Below are 15100 nucleotides of genomic sequence, written 5' to 3' on the forward strand. Positions count from 1 at the left end.
TTATTTACAAATTGTCGCAAGAACATGGTGCAGCATCTGCCGTTTCTGTGTATTTCTTCAAGGACACACAAATTACCACAGAGTCATGTTTGCAGGTAAGACAGCAGCGTAATTATGTGTGCGGGCCGCAGCCCGCCTGTCGCGCCTGCGTTACAATCACCATCCTTACCGTTGGAGAAATACATGCAGCAATATCAAGATTTGATCAAGACCGTGCTCGAAACGGGCAGCTGGCAAGACAACCGCACAGGCATCCGCACCCTGAGCGTGCCGGGCGCCATGATGCGTTTCGACTTGGCCAACGGCAATTTCCCTGCCGTGACGACCAAGAAACTGGCTTTCAAATCCGTGATCGGCGAATTGTGCGCCTTCCTGCGCGCCTCGCGCAACGCGGCCGAGTTCCGCGCACTGGGCTGTAAAGTCTGGGACCAGAACGCCAATGAAAATGCGCAATGGCTGGCCAACCCCTACCGCGAAGGCGAAGATGACCTGGGCCCCGTGTACGGCGTGCAATGGCGCCAATGGCCCGCGTATAAACTGCTGGACGCTGACCAGCCGGCACAGATCGCCGATGCGCAAGCGAACGGTTTCACCTTGATCGCCCCCATCGCCGAAAACGGCGTGCAAAAGGTCTTGCTGTACAAGGCCGTCGACCAGTTGCGCGAATGCCTGGACACCATCATGCACAACCCCGGCAGCCGCCGCATCCTGTTCCACGGCTGGAACCCGGCCGTGCTGGACGCCGTCGCCCTGCCCGCCTGCCATTTGCTGTACCAGTTCATCCCGAACGCCAGCACGCGCGAAATCTCGCTGTGCTTATATGTGCGCAGCAACGACATCGGCCTGGGCACGCCGTTCAACATCGCCGAAGGCGCCGCCCTGCTGCACCTGGTGGCGCGCCTGACGGGCTACACGCCGCGCTGGTTCACGTACTTCATCGGCGACGCGCATATCTATGAAAACCACCTCGACATGGTGGAAGAACAGCTCAAGCGCACACCGTTCCCGGCGCCGCGTTTCGTCATTTCCGACCGCGTGCCCGACTTTACCAAAACCGGCAAGTACGAGCCGGAATGGCTGGAAAAAATCGAACCATCGGATTTTTCGCTGGAAGGCTATGAACATCACGCGCCCATCAAGGCCGCGATGGCCGTCTGATGGCGGTCGCACCGCTGGCAGCCCTGCACCGCAAGCTGTTTGATGAAACCGACGGAAACAAGTTCGCCCGCCTGAAGGACAGGCTGCTGAAAAAGCATGCTGCCGACGAGCGGCAAGCCGTGCTCGCCATCCTGATCGCCTACGCCAGGGACGGCCAGCTGCTGCACTGGCGCGCCTTCCTGATGACGGATATCGTCGCCCTGGCCGAGCCGGGAGAATACGGCGATTTTTTCAGCTGGAGCCTCGATATGGACGGCCTCGCCTACTGGGGCGTGGATGGCATGCTCAAAAGCATGGGCAAGGCGGCGTATGCTCCGCTCGTGGCCCTGGCCACTGCGGAAAATGCCAAGCTGAGCGTGCGCGCCAAGGCCGTCAAAAGCCTGGCCGTGTTCAGCCGCCAGCCTTTCGATGCGGGGTTGCCTTACGATCCCGGCCACTGGAAGGCAGAACAGCTACGGCTGGCCGACGTGCTGGCCTGGCAGAGCCACGCTTATCCGGATGGCGCAGGCCATGCCGTGCCCGCCACCCACGCGTCGCTCGAGGATCCCCGCACACCGCTGGAAAAAGCCGCGGCAAGGCTGGAGAAAAAGCTGGCAGCCAGTCGCAAGAAGGAGCAGGACCTGGCGCAGCCATCGAACTGGCTGACCATCGCCAGCGCCGCCGACATGGCCGGCATCGCGCAGCGCTGGGCCTTGCCGGAGCACTACCGGCGCTTCCTGGCTTGCCATTCGCCGCTGCGGGTGTTTATCGACAGCCGGCAGTATTTCCAGGGTTTGAGCCTGTATGGCGCGGCCGGGCTCATCAAGGCCCAGCACGGTTACGCCTGGAATCCCGTCAGCGGTGAAGCCATCGCCGGCTGGCCGGAGCAGTATCTGGTGATCGCCGATGCGGGCGCCGATCCGTATTGCCTGGACCTGGGCGCCGTCGCTGATGGCGATGCCCCCGTGTATCGCGCCGAACATGGCATGGGCACATGGCGCTTCGAGCGCCATACGGACAGTTTCATCGATTTCCTGAACGAGATCGCGACAGCGGCCTAGCCTGCTTCGCCTCCCGGACCGCCGGGGCCGGGGCCGCCTGGCCCGCGTCCGCCCGGCGGGCCGAAACGCGGTTCACGCTCGCCCTCTTTCGCCGCCGACGTGGCGCCGCCCAGGCGGTACGACAGCCCCACATAGATCATGCGTCCATCGAAGCGCCGCGTGCTCGTCTCGCGCAGGGAAGCGCTGTTGATGACGGTTTCCATCTTGTTGCTGCTAAACACATCGGTCACGTTCATGACCAGGCTCAGTTGCGGCGTCACCGTGTGGCGCCAGCTCACATTCAAGGTGTTATTTGGCGAACGGTAACCCTGTCCCGACAGCATCTTGCCTTGCATTTGCAGGGCCAGTTGCAGTTGGTTCGCCGTATTGAGCTGGTAATTGAGGCGCGCGCGGCCGCTCAGGGCATTCGCCGTGCGCGTGCTGCGGTTGCCCAGGTCATCCGAACTCGTCTGTTGGCTGCGTGCCAGGTTGCCGCTCGTGTTCAGGGTCAGCGATGGCGTCAGCTTGCCGCTGACGCTGAATTCCAGGCCGCTCGAATGGCTGCCTTCGCCGTTTTCGCGCGTGGTCAAGAGCACATTGTCGCTGATAAAGTAACGGTAATCGACGATGGCGTCCGTGTCGCGCCGGTGGTAGGCGCGCAAGCTGCTTTCCAGGCCCGCGATCTTCGTTTCATAACCGATCTCGAACGAGTCCGTCTGCGTGGGTTTCAGCTTGGGATTGCCGGCCGACACATTGAACTCGTCGCGGTAGACCACGTAAGGATTCAGGTCGCCCGCATTCGGACGGCGGATGCGGTGCGCATAGCTGAAGCGCAGGTTGCTCTCGTCGCTGACCTTATAGGTAGCGAACAGGCTGGGAATATAGTTGACGTAGTTGTTGCTGGCCTCGACGCCGCTGGTGATCTGGCGCACGTTCAAGTCCGTGTATTCGGCGCGCAAGCCGGCCAGCGCGCCCCAGCGCTCGGTCAGGCGCATCTGGTAGGAGCCGTACAGCGCGATGGTGCGCTCGTCCAGCTCGAAACGGTTGCTGCGCATGGGATTGACGGTCTCCAGCAGGCTGCCCGGGTTGATATCCGTATATAAGGTATCGAAACTGCTCTTGTTGTCGGCTACCTTGTAGCCCAGCTTGGCCGTGCCACCCGCCAGCGGACGCTCGTAGTCGCCGCTGAAGTCGACGATGCGGTTGCCCGTCTCGCTGTGCTGGCGCGCGCGGCTGTCAAAGGCATTCACGGGCGTCACCGCGTAGGTATTGGCGTAATCGCTGTCGCTCTCGTTGGTCGACGACGAAACGCGCAAGTCGATCTTCAGCGATTCTCCCGGCAACTCTCCCTTGTGGTCGTAGCGCGCGCCCCAGCTGTAGTTGCGGCTGTCGCCGTTGCGCACGGTGCTGCGTACATAGTCGCCGATGGTGCTGCCCGTGCTGTCGCCATTGATGTAGCGGTCGAGCGAACGCTGGTCGTTGCTGCGGCCGTTATACGACACGCTGGCGGCCAGGGTATCGTTGGCGTTCAGGTTGTAATTCACGGTGCCGTGCAAGCCCAGCGAATCGTTCAAGCCATTGTTGCTGGACTGCTGGCTGCTGGGGGCGAATGCCCCCGTGCCGCGTTCCAGGCGCTCGCGGCTGACTTCGCCCACGGAATTGCGGCCGTCGTGGCGCACATTGATGCCGCCCTGGTAGCCCCACGGCCCTTCGTTGTAGGTGCCGGACACGGCACTGTTGTAGCGCCCCGCGATGCCCGCATTCGCGTTGACGGTAGCAAAGCCGCCCGGCTTGCGGTTGCGCCGCATCACCAGGTTCAGGATCGGGCCGCCACCGGCTTCGTTGCCGAACTGGGCACCGGGGTTGTTGATCACTTCCACGGACTCGATATCGTCGGCCGCCATGGCATTCAGGGTGGCGCCGCGCGAATCGCCCTGCAACATGGCTGACGGCTTGCCATCAATCAATATCTGCACATTGCTGCTGCCGCGCAGGGAAACGCTGCCATCGGGGTCGACGGCCACCGACGGCACATTGTTCAAGGCATCGGCCGCCGTGCCGTTGCTGCTGCCCACGTCGGACTTGACGTCGTAGACTTGCCGGTCGATGCGGCCCGTGGGACGCTCGGCCGTCACGCTGACGGAAGGCGGTGCATCAATGGCGGGCGCCTTGGCCGGCGCCGGCTTGACGACGGCGTCGCCGGTAGCCGCGGCCTGTGCCTGAGCGGAAACATTGGCAGACAGCAGGCTGCCGCCAGCCAGGCAGCAGAGAACAATTTTATGCATGAAATAAATAGCCCAGAAACTGTGAGGCGCAACGCAAACGCGTGGCAACCGGGAATCGAATGCCATGATTCTAGGGGCCAACGCATAGCCAAACAATTGCAATTTACTTCAATTTACAAATCTCTTGCGCTTGTGGCATTACAGCCTCACACCTTGGAGAGCAGCTAGGTCAGCAGGCCATTGCTACGTGCCAGTTTCAGCCAGCCCGGATACTCCGTCATCAGCAAGTCATACAGTTCCTCATCGCTGTGCTCGTCGGGCGAGCTGACGGAAAAGTAATTGGCATTGTCGACCAGGCGTCCCTGCAATTCGTCGAGCTTTTCCAGGAAAGGGAAGTCGGAATCGGCAAAGGCGGCGAGGAACTTGCTTTTCGATTTGCGCCCCTTGCCGATGCCCATGAATTGCCAGAAGATCGGTTCATTGCTGGCCCAGCGCAATTGTTTCTCCGTCGTCGCCTGGTCGCTGGTGCCGCCATCGGTAACGAACATGACGTACACGGGCAATTCCGCCGCAACGGGGCGCGTGCGCTCGCCGCCGGCCGCGTCAGGGAAGTAAAACGCACGGATCGCCTGCATGGCGGCGCCATAGCGCGTGTCGCCTTCCAGCGGGTGGCGGATGATCGCCCGCCCCACATAGGTGTTGCAGTTGCTCAAGTCCATCGGTGCCGGATGATGGACGTTCTTGCCGAACAGGAAAACATCGATCTCGCCATCGTCGTCGAACTTGCAGCCCAGGGCCAGGATGCGTTCGGCAAAGCGCTGCACCAGTCCCTCAATATACAGCCGCCCCATGGAACCGGAAATATCCAGGCACAGGCAGACCTTGGCGCGGTGGTCAAGCAAGCCCACTTTTTGCAGCGACACGCCCGCCTGCTTGACCAGGCTGACCAGCTGCGGCGCTTCGCGTTCCACACGCTTTTCCAGGTTGATCTTCGCCTGCATGACGGCAGACGCCGCCGCAGGGCTAGTAAGAGCGGCAGGCGCGGCTTGGTCGACTTCGCCGCCGAAGTGGCGCACCAGGGAGTCGAGCCCCCCATTGAAACCTTGCCCCACGGCCATGCAGCGCCAGCCGCCATCCTTGCGGTACAGTTCGGCCAGCATGACGGCTTTTTCTTGCGCGAAATCACTTCCCGCGAAAGCGAAGCGGGCCAGTTCCCGTCCTCCCGCCAGCAGGCGCACGTGGCCAGATTGCAGCTGCGACATCACGCCGCCGCCATCGATGGATGCCGTCACGACAAGGCGGTCTATGCTGGCCGGCAAGCGCGCCAGTTGCATGGCAAACTCGGTCATGTCGCCAGCGCTGCCCGAACGCGCTTCCACGCCGCCGCATGGCGTGCGCGGCTGGTTGAAAAAGGTCATGTAGCGCTCGTCGGACAGTTTGCCGTCGGCATCGAGGCCGAAACAGGCCACGTCGAGCGCCAGTCCCTGTGCGGCCACGCCGACCTGCAGCACGCCGTCGGGAACGAGATTGGCCAGCGGCAAGCGCTGTCCCTTGGACAAGGTTTCCATCAGTGTCTCCTAGGCGATGTAGCGGCGCGGATTGTCCGCATTGAAATCATCTTCGTCTTCCTTGTCCTCGCCCTTGAAGACGACGGGACCATTGAAGGCCAGCTGCAGGCTCTCGCCCTGCCAGCTCAGCCACGGCGTCGCTTCGCTGCCCGGTTCCGACGTCTTGCCCGACGGTTCCAGAATGATGCTGTCGGGCGTGATGCGCGCCATGCCGATCACATAGGTATAGACGGAATCATCGTCGGCCGCCTTGGACAGGCGGAAATCGAACGCGCACTCGACGATCTGCTCGCCATATTGCATGACCATCTTCGGCCGCATGGAAGCGACGGAGACGGCGCCATTGGCCAGCGCCGAATACACGCTGAAGACAAGCCCCACGGTGCCGCCGTAATGCTGCGCCAGGGCGGGATTGACTTCCACGGTTTCCGTGGCGGGCTCCTTGCCCGATGCGCCCGCCACGTCGCCCAGGTGGCGCACGAATGGCATGGCGCCAAAGTTGCCGGGCGTATCGGGCGCCTGGATGAAGCGCATCTGGCCATTCGGCAAGAGGATGCCGACCCGCAAATCAAGGTCGTCGTTGTCGTCGTCGCCATCGCCGTTATCGACCCAGGTAGCCTTGACGGTAAGTTTGCCCGGCGCGCCGGCGCCCTTTTCCAGCGACACCTTGTGCGTCTGGCCTGCCTTGGTCAGCGAGATTTTCGACAGGGAAATCTTGGGTGATGGCGCCGTTTCCGCTACCGCCTGCGCCACTTCACCGCCGAAATGCGCAACCAGCGCGTCCAGGCCTCCATTGAAACCCTGGCCCACGGCCATGAAACGCCAGCCGCCGTCCTTGCGGTAGAACTCGCCCAGCATGACGGCTTTTTCTTGCGCAAAATCAGCGCCCGCATAGGTGTAGCGGGCCAGCTCGCGCCCGCCATCGAGCAGGCGCAGATAGCTGCTGCCCAGCTGCGCCATGGTGGCCGCGCCATCGATGGCGGCCGTGACGACCAGGCGCTCGATGGAGGATGGCAAACGCTCCAGCTGGTAGCTGAAACCGGCCGCATCGCCGGACGGCGCCACGGTTTCCACGCTGCCACACGGCGTGCGCGGCTGGTTGAAGAAAGTCATGTAGCGGTCGTCGGACAGCTTGCCGTTGGCATCGAGGCCGAAACAGGCAAAGTCCAACGCCACGCCGGCGCTGGCGAGGCCCAGTTGCACGACATTGCCCGTGACGAGGCCGGACAGCGCCAGGCGCTGCCCCTTGATCAGGTTTTCCATGCGATTATTTATTCAGGTGTGGGAGCTTCGGACAAGGGCTCAAGGCGAGGCCCGTCGTCCGAAGACAGTACGAATGTACAGTCAGTCCATGGCGGAGCAACGCCGCCATGGACTGACGTTCTGGGTTCTATACAAAGCTAAAAGAGCTTCGGACAACGGTTCAGGGCAAGGCGCGTCACCGAAGACAGTACGAATAGTACGGCGAGGTGACGCAACGCGGCCATGGGCCGTTTTCCGGAGCTCTTAAGCGTTGATACCAAAGGAACGTGCAAGTGGGCCCAGGCCGCCCTTGAAGCCTTGGCCGATCGCCTTGAATTTCCATTCGCTGCCGGCGCGGTAGATTTCGCCGAAAATCATGGCCGCTTCCGTCGAGCCGTCTTCCGACAGGTCGTAGCGGGCGATTTCCGCGCCGTTGTCGCCATTCAGGCAGCGGATGTAGGCCTTGCCGACCATGCCGAAGTTCTGCTTGCGGTTTTCCGCGTCGTGGATGGTGACAGCCACGGCGATCTTGTCGATATCGGCAGGCACGTTGGCCAGGTCGACGGCAACTTTCTCGTCATCGCCATCGCCGCCGCCCGTGGTGTTGTCGCCCGCGTGGACGATGGAGCCGTCAGCCGACTTCAGGTTGTTATAGAAAATGAAATCGGCATCGGAGCGGGCCTTGCCATCCGTTTTCAGCAGGAAGGCGCTGCCGTCCAGGTCAAATGCGGCGCCATCGGTGGCGCGCGGGTCCCAGCCCAGGCCAATCACGATTTTCTTCAAGCCAGGAGCTTCCTTGCTCAGGTTGACATTGCCGCCTTTTTGCAAACTGATCGCCATGGTAATTCCTCTTTAATGTGGGGGTTGCATTCGGTGTTTCAGGTCACGTCGCCAGCGTACCGGCTTGATGAGCCATGAGCCTACCATAAAGTTACTGCTTGCCAGCCGCGCACTATTGAAAATAATGCCATGCGGAAAAGACCGTGCCGCTGCCCCAATGCGCAAAATGACGGATAATGCCGCTCGACAAAAATTTTTACCATCCTGACCCCAGGCTTGTCCTTGAACAATACCAAGATACGACTCGACTGTATTCCCGGCACCCTGTGCGACGAGCGCCTGTGGTCGCGCCTGGCGCCTGCCCTGGGCGACGCCTTTGATCTGCAGCACGTGCCCCTGCACCAAGCGCGCACGCGCCCGCAGATGCAGCAGATGATTGCCAGCCACAGCGCTCCTCAAGCCCATCTGGTGGGCTTTTCGCTGGGCGCCTACCTGGCGCTCGAACACGCGCTGGCGCACCCGCAGCGCGTCCAGTCCCTCACTTTGATCGCCAATTCGGCCAAAGGTTTGCTCCCGGCGGAGGTCGAAGCGCGCCAGCGCATCGTCGCCATGCTCGAGCGCAATGCCTATGCGGGCATCACGCGCCAGCGCCTGCGCGAACTGCTGCACCCGTCTCACTTGGAGGACGGCGCCATCACGGGCCTGATCCGGCAGATGGGGCTGGACCTGGGCAAGGACGTGCTGCTGGCGCAATTCATCACCACCATCGCCCGCCCCGACCTGATGGCGCGCTTGCCGGAACTCGGTTTTCCCGTGCTGATCGTGGGTGCCGAAGAGGACAAGCTCGTCGATCCCGGCGATCTGCGCGCCATGGCGGCCCGCCTGCCGCAAGCCACCCTGCACCTGCTGACAGACAACACCGGTCACATGATTCCGCTGGAAGCGCCAGGCGCGCTGGCCGACGCCATGCGTGCGCATCTGGAGACCGCCGGCAATTTCAACGATAATGGCGGGCATCGGGCCTCGCCCCCACCTTTTTCACAGAACCAATGAGCTTACTGACCATCATCGTCGCCACCGACCAGCAAGGCGGCATCGGCATCGACAACACCCTGCCGTGGAAACTGCCGGAAGACCTCGCGCATTTCAAGCGTCTGACGACGGGCCATCCCATCCTCATGGGCCGCAAGACCTTCGATTCCATCGGCCGTCCGCTGCCGAACCGCCGCAACATCGTCATCACGCGCAATCCGGACTGGCGCCATGAGGGCGTGGAAGCGGTGTCGTCGCTGGAAGCGGCTATCGCGCTGCTGGACGGCGCCGAAGGCTATGTCATCGGCGGCGCGGAAATCTACCAGCAGTCGCTGGCACTGGCACAGCGTTTGATCATCACGGAAATCGGCCAGACGTTTGACTGCGATGCCTTTTTCCCCACCCTTGATCATGCCGTGTGGCAAGAAACCGCGCGCGTAGCGCATGTTTCGGAGAAATCCGGCCTGCCTTACGCCTTTGTCACGCTGCAACGCAAAGCCTGATAAGGTTATATTGACTAGCAGAATGTTGCTGTAATACCCCTGTCACACCCATGCGTCACGCTAGCGCACGCTTGTGACGCTTTGCTACGATATTTTTTTCCCGCAGACGCCGCATTTCTGCGAGAATCCCGTTCTTATTTTTTTTCTGCGGCTGCCGGGTTGCACTACCGCCTGACCGTCGCGCCCTAGTCCGCCCCTTCACATATGTCAGGGGCGGCTTGCTTTTTTGGAGACATGCATGAAATTTCGTTTCCCTATCGTCATCATTGACGAGGATTTCCGTTCTGAAAATACGTCCGGCCTGGGCATTCGCGCCCTTGCCGCCGCAATGGAAAAAGAAGGCATGGAAGTGCTGGGCGTGACCAGCTACGGCGATTTGTCGCAATTTGCCCAGCAGCAATCGCGCGCGTCAGCCTTCGTGCTGTCGATCGACGATGAAGAATTCGGCGCCGGTTCCATCGAGGAAACCGATCACGCCTTGAAATCGCTGCGCGCCTTCGTCGAGGAAATCCGCTACAAGAACGCCGATATCCCTATTTATCTGTACGGCGAAACGCGCACCTCGCGCCATATCCCCAACGATATCCTGCGCGAACTGCATGGTTTCATCCACATGTTCGAAGATACGCCGGAATTCGTCGCGCGCCACATCATCCGCGAAGCGAAATCCTACCTGGACGGCCTGTCGCCGCCATTCTTCCGCGCACTGGTGCACTACGCCAACGACGGCTCCTACTCATGGCACTGCCCCGGCCACTCGGGCGGCGTGGCGTTCCTGAAGTCGCCGATCGGCCAGATGTTCCACCAGTTCTTCGGTGAAAACATGCTGCGCGCCGACGTCTGTAACGCCGTCGAGGAACTGGGCCAGCTGCTCGACCATACGGGCCCTGTCGCCGCGTCCGAACGCAATGCCGCGCGCATCTTCAATGCCGACCATTGCTATTTCGTCACGAACGGCACCTCGACCTCGAACAAGATGGTGTGGCACTCGACCGTGGCGCCGGGCGACATCGTCGTCGTCGACCGCAACTGCCACAAGTCGATCTTGCACTCGATCATCATGTGCGGCGCGATTCCCGTGTTCCTGATGCCGACACGCAACCACCTGGGCATCATCGGCCCTATCCCGCTGCATGAGTTCACGCCGGAAAGCATTGCCCGCAAGATCGAGGCCAATCCGTTCGCGCGCGAAGCGAAGAACAAGAAACCGCGCATCCTGACAATCACGCAATCGACCTACGATGGCGTGATCTACAACGTGGAAACCCTGCGCGAAATGCTGGACGGCAAGATCGACACCCTGCACTTCGATGAAGCGTGGCTGCCGCACGCCACCTTCCACGATTTCTACAAGAATATGCACGCCATCGGCAAGGACCGTCCGCGCGCCAAGGAATCGATGATCTTCTCGACCCAGTCCACGCACAAATTGCTGGCCGGCCTGTCGCAGGCCTCGCAAATCCTCGTGCGCGAATCGGACACGGTCAAGCTGGACCAGGATGCCTTCAACGAGGCTTACCTGATGCACACCTCGACGTCGCCGCAGTATTCCATCATCGCTTCGTGCGACGTGGCCGCGGCCATGATGGAAGCGCCGGGCGGCACGGCCCTGGTGGAAGAATCGATCATGGAAGCGCTCGATTTCCGCCGCGCCATGAAGAAGATCGACCAGGAATGGGGCCAGGACTGGTGGTTCCAGGTGTGGGGTCCGGCCACCTTCAACGACGAAGGCATGGGCCAGCAGGAAGACTGGATGATACGCGCCGAGGATGACTGGCACGGCTTCGGCGACCTCGCTCCCGGCTTCAACATGCTTGACCCGATCAAGGCGACCATCGTCAACCCGGGCCTGTCGCTGGACGGCCAGTTCGGCGACACGGGCATCCCCGCGTCCATCGTCACCAAATACCTGGCCGAGCACGGCGTCATCATTGAAAAATGCGGCCTGTACTCGTTCTTCATCATGTTTACCATCGGTATCACCAAGGGCCGCTGGAATACCCTGCTGACCGCCTTGCAACAGTTCAAGGATGACTACGACAAGAACCAGCCGATGTGGCGCATCCTGCCGGAATTTGCGGCAGCCAACCCACGCTACGAAAAAATGGGCTTGCGCGACCTGTGCCAGCAGATCCATGATTTCTACAAGGCTTACGACGTGGCCCGTTTGACGACGGAAATGTATCTGTCGGACATGATCCCGGCCATGAAGCCGTCGGACGCGTTTGCCAAGATGGCGCACCGCGAAATCGAGCGCGTGGCCATCGACGAACTGGAAGGCCGCATCACGTCCATCCTGCTGACGCCGTACCCGCCGGGTATTCCGCTGCTGATCCCGGGCGAGCGCTTCAACAAGACCATCGTCGACTACCTGCGCTTCGCACGCGACTTCAACGAGCGCTTCCCTGGCTTCGAGACGGATGTGCATGGCCTCGTGAAACGCGAAGTCGATGGCAAACGCGGCTACTTCGTCGATTGCGTCAAACTGGATGATTAATGACGGCTCATCCAATCTCGCTTGTCGCGCTTTGCGGCCGGCGATGCTCACCGTACTGGAGTACGGTTACGCTTCTCGGCCACAAATCACTGCCGCTCGCGACGATTGGATGAACCGTCGTGACGTTCGTTAAAAACGGTTAATTCTGACGTTTGTTGAACGCCATTCATTCACGCCACCTTTCAGGTGGCGTTTTTCATTGTGGGCCAGCGCGCACGCTTGCGCCAGATCAAACGGCTGGGGTACCGGGCTTCTAAGATGGGCGACTCGTGCCCTCGTGACGGCAGGCATATGACGCTCAAGGTGTGGCTGGAAATCATGCAGCAGGCGGCGGCTGGCAGTGGCGCCTTGCTGATGACGGCCTTGAAGCAGGCTCAGGTAACTGTAGCCCGGCGGCACGATGGCGAGGAAGACGGCGCGGGCATCGTGCTGTTTGCCGAGACCGATAAGGCCCTGCTGCAAGCGCTGCCGGCGCTGTGCGACCATGCCCGCGTGCTGGCCATTGCCGCCTGCGGCCGCCCTCCCAGCTGCGCGCAACAGCGGGCCCTGATGGCGGCAGGCGCGCTCGATGTGCTGCTGTGGCCTGGCGGCACCGTCGATGCGGGCCAGGTGCTGGCGCGCCTGCAGCGCTGGCAGGCCGTGGCGCAGATGCTGGCATCCAGCGCCGTGCGCCAGCATCTGGTGGGCGACAGCGCGGCCTGGACCGCCTTGCTGCACCAGGTAGTGGAAATGGCCGCCTTCAGCCAGGCGTCGATGCTGATCACAGGCGAGACGGGCACGGGCAAGGATTTACTGGCGCAACTGGTTCACCGCCTCGGCAACTGCAGAGGCGACTTCACCATCCTCGACTGCACCACCCTGTCGCCGGAACTGGCCGGCAGCGAACTGTTCGGCCATGAACGGGGCGCGTTTACGGGCGCGGCGGCCGCGCGCGACGGCGCTTTTGCCCTGGCCGACGGCGGCGTGCTCTTCCTCGATGAGGTGGGTGAACTGCCGCTGCTCCTGCAGGCGCAGCTGCTGCGCGCCATCCAGGAGCGCAAATACAAGCGCGTGGGCGGCAATACCTGGCAGCCGACGCAATTCAGGCTCGTCTGCGCCACCAACCGCGAACTGGAAGGCGAGGTGGCGCGCGGCGCCTTCCGCGCCGACCTGTATTACCGCATCGCCGGCTGGCGCTGCCAGATACCGCCCTTGCGCGAACGCCAGGACGATATCCTGCCGCTGGCCCGCCACTTCCTCGCTGAACTGGCCCAGCAGCAGCCGCCCCCGCTGGACGCCGCCGTGCGCGAATACCTGCTGCTGCGCGACTATCCGGGCAATGTGCGCGAACTGCGCCAGACCGTCACGCACATCTGGCACCGCCATTGCGGCCCCGGCCCCATCACCATCGGCGCCCTGCCCCCGGAAGAACGGCTGCTGGCGCCGCACTGGCCCGACCAGCACTTCGAAGCGGCCGTGCAACGGGCCCTGGCCCAGGGCTGCACGCTGTCGCACATCACGCGCTGCGCCACCGACATGGCCATCCGCCTCGTGCTGGCCGATGAGCGCGGCAACAACCAGCGCGCCGCCGCCCGCCTTGGGGTGACCGACCGCGCCCTGCAGCTACGCCGCAAGGCGGCCGCTTGCGCTGCACAAGCGACCGCCGCCACCACTGTCGCGGCAGCGCCGGTCACGCCAGCCGCGCCAGCCGCAAAAAATTGCCGCCCGTGATCAGCGCCATATCCAGCGGCGGCAAGCCCAAGAGCTCGATCTTGTGCAATTCCAGCCCCGGATGCAGCCAAGGACCATCTGAACCGAACAAGACCTTGTGCGGTCCCGCGCGGCGCACGGCCTGCTGCAGCAAGTCGAAACGCCGCACGCCCGAGCTATCCGTATGGATGTTGCGGTGGCGCACCAGATGGTCGATCAGCGCCAGCTGCGCGGCCCAGTCGTCGCCAAAGCTGCCCAGGTGCGGCAGGATGAAATCGACGTCGGGATACTGCTGCGCCAGCAGCTCGGCCACGGCCACCTCGCCGGCCGGGTCGTACAGCACGGGCAAGCCGAAGAAACGGGCCGCCTCGCACACTTCGCCGCTGATGCGCGCGTCCAACCGGTGCGCCTTGACGCCGACAAAGCCGTACCGCTCGACGGCCGTGCGCACCAGGTCCATGATGCGGCCCCGGTCGCGCCGCGCATGCACGAAGGCAAAGCCGTAGAAACGCTGCGGATCGGACGACACCAGGCGCGCCACGCCATGGTTGGCGATGGCGTAATCGGAGTGGAAAGTGGCGAACAGCACGCTGCGGGCGATGTCGGCCGCCTGCGCGCGACGCAGGTAGGCTTGCAGCGGCGCATCGCTGTCCCACGGCCCGCTCAAGCCGTCGCCCGGTCCCGCATGGCAGTGGCAATCGATGATCATCTTGTCGCGCTATTGCCAGTCGCCCATGACGACGATGCGGTTGCCGCGCCGGCGCCAGCGCCCGCTCTCCTCCTCGCTCTGCGGCGCGGCCGAACGAAAATGCGGCAGTTGCTGATGCAGGGCCCGCGTCAGCGCGCTTTCCACGGCACGCGCGCTTCCGTCGCCGTCGGCAGCCAGGCGTGCCGCCTGCCCCGCGATGCGCACGAAGCGGCGCGCCAGCTCCAGTTCGCGGTCGGCCGGCACCTCGGCCTCCATTTCCAGTTCCAGCGCGTTGCTGGCGGCGCGCCCCAGGGCCGAGCCGAGCGCCGTGCCCACGCCCGGTATCGGGATCATCGAGCCCAGCGCGCCGCCGACAAAGGGCAAGGCCGTCTTGGCCACGGCCTTCAAGGCGCCACCCAAGGGCTTGGCCACCTTGGCAATGGTCGAGCCCACCTTCTTGACTCCCTTCCACACGCTCTTGAAGACATTGCCGAGAAACTGTTCCAGCTCCGCTTCGCTGGACACTTCCAGCAATTCCATGGCCAGCTGCAGTTCTTCCTCTTCGCTGAAGACGGCCGGCGCGCGGCCCTTGCCGGACCAGTCCTGGCCGAACTCCAGCACTTCAAACGCAGCGCCGGCCCGCTGCCGGCATTGCGCACATTCGCATTCGAGTTGGTGCATGATGTTCTCCTTCGCAGT

Annotated in this window: 12 protein-coding genes; 6 read left to right on the plus strand and 6 right to left on the minus strand. The window is 62.7% G+C overall.

What is annotated here, in order from left to right; translation table 11 throughout:
* Positions 1-183 precede the first annotated feature (183 nt).
* Together CSQ92_RS08960 and CSQ92_RS08965 are read left to right on the plus strand one after the other, a co-directional pair.
* Complete coding sequence (locus CSQ92_RS08960) at positions 184-1158, plus strand: thymidylate synthase (RefSeq protein ID WP_099393898.1); 975 nt, start codon at positions 184-186, stop codon at positions 1156-1158.
* Positions 1158-2198: an SMI1/KNR4 family protein gene (locus tag CSQ92_RS08965; RefSeq protein ID WP_099393899.1), complete on the plus strand. Its 1041-nt coding sequence runs from the start codon at positions 1158-1160 to the stop codon at positions 2196-2198. The genes CSQ92_RS08960 and CSQ92_RS08965 overlap by 1 nt, the downstream gene beginning before the upstream one ends.
* Here the strand turns inward: CSQ92_RS08965 and CSQ92_RS08970 are convergent.
* The 4 genes from CSQ92_RS08970 to CSQ92_RS08985 all read right to left on the minus strand — a co-directional run bounded on the left by CSQ92_RS08970 (position 2195) and on the right by CSQ92_RS08985 (position 8052).
* A complete protein-coding gene (locus CSQ92_RS08970; RefSeq protein WP_099393900.1) occupies positions 2195-4462 on the minus strand; it encodes an outer membrane beta-barrel family protein in 2268 nt (755 codons plus the stop codon). The two genes, CSQ92_RS08965 and CSQ92_RS08970, sit on opposite strands and share 4 nt — an antisense overlap.
* Before the next feature lie 164 nt (positions 4463-4626).
* Positions 4627-5970 (minus strand): VWA domain-containing protein, encoded by a 1344-nt coding sequence (locus CSQ92_RS08975; RefSeq protein WP_099393901.1) that lies wholly within the window; start codon positions 5968-5970, stop codon positions 4627-4629.
* A 9-nt stretch (positions 5971-5979) separates the two neighbouring features.
* Complete coding sequence (locus CSQ92_RS08980; RefSeq protein ID WP_099393902.1) at positions 5980-7233, minus strand: TerD family protein; 1254 nt, start codon at positions 7231-7233, stop codon at positions 5980-5982.
* Between the two features lie 243 nt (positions 7234-7476).
* Positions 7477-8052: a TerD family protein gene (locus tag CSQ92_RS08985; protein ID WP_034784423.1), complete on the minus strand. Its 576-nt coding sequence runs from the start codon at positions 8050-8052 to the stop codon at positions 7477-7479.
* A gap of 222 nt (positions 8053-8274) precedes the next feature.
* On the opposite strand from CSQ92_RS08985, the gene CSQ92_RS08990 reads away from it, so the two are divergent.
* From CSQ92_RS08990 to CSQ92_RS09005, 4 genes are all read left to right on the plus strand, one after another.
* On the plus strand, positions 8275-9045 hold the full coding sequence (locus CSQ92_RS08990; protein WP_099393903.1) for an alpha/beta fold hydrolase: 771 nt from the start codon (positions 8275-8277) through the stop codon (positions 9043-9045).
* Positions 9042-9527 (plus strand): dihydrofolate reductase, encoded by a 486-nt coding sequence (locus CSQ92_RS08995; protein WP_099393904.1) that lies wholly within the window; start codon positions 9042-9044, stop codon positions 9525-9527. Before CSQ92_RS08990 ends, CSQ92_RS08995 begins: the two co-directional genes overlap by 4 nt.
* Before the next feature lie 238 nt (positions 9528-9765).
* Complete coding sequence (locus CSQ92_RS09000; protein ID WP_099393905.1) at positions 9766-12024, plus strand: arginine/lysine/ornithine decarboxylase; 2259 nt, start codon at positions 9766-9768, stop codon at positions 12022-12024.
* Between the two features lie 291 nt (positions 12025-12315).
* Complete coding sequence (locus CSQ92_RS09005) at positions 12316-13734, plus strand: sigma-54-dependent transcriptional regulator (protein WP_257219174.1); 1419 nt, start codon at positions 12316-12318, stop codon at positions 13732-13734.
* On the opposite strand, the gene CSQ92_RS09010 is transcribed toward CSQ92_RS09005, so the two are convergent.
* Together CSQ92_RS09010 and CSQ92_RS09015 are read right to left on the minus strand one after the other, a co-directional pair.
* Positions 13694-14422: an amidohydrolase family protein gene (locus CSQ92_RS09010; RefSeq protein WP_099393906.1), complete on the minus strand. Its 729-nt coding sequence runs from the start codon at positions 14420-14422 to the stop codon at positions 13694-13696. The two genes, CSQ92_RS09005 and CSQ92_RS09010, sit on opposite strands and share 41 nt — an antisense overlap.
* Positions 14423-14431: 9 nt before the next feature.
* Positions 14432-15082, minus strand: coding sequence for a hypothetical protein (locus CSQ92_RS09015; RefSeq protein WP_099393907.1), 651 nt, complete (start codon positions 15080-15082; stop codon positions 14432-14434).
* Positions 15083-15100: the final 18 nt, after the last annotated feature.

Source organism: Janthinobacterium sp. BJB446, from assembly GCF_002735655.1.
Classification (GTDB): Bacteria; Pseudomonadota; Gammaproteobacteria; order Burkholderiales; family Burkholderiaceae_D; genus Janthinobacterium; species Janthinobacterium lividum.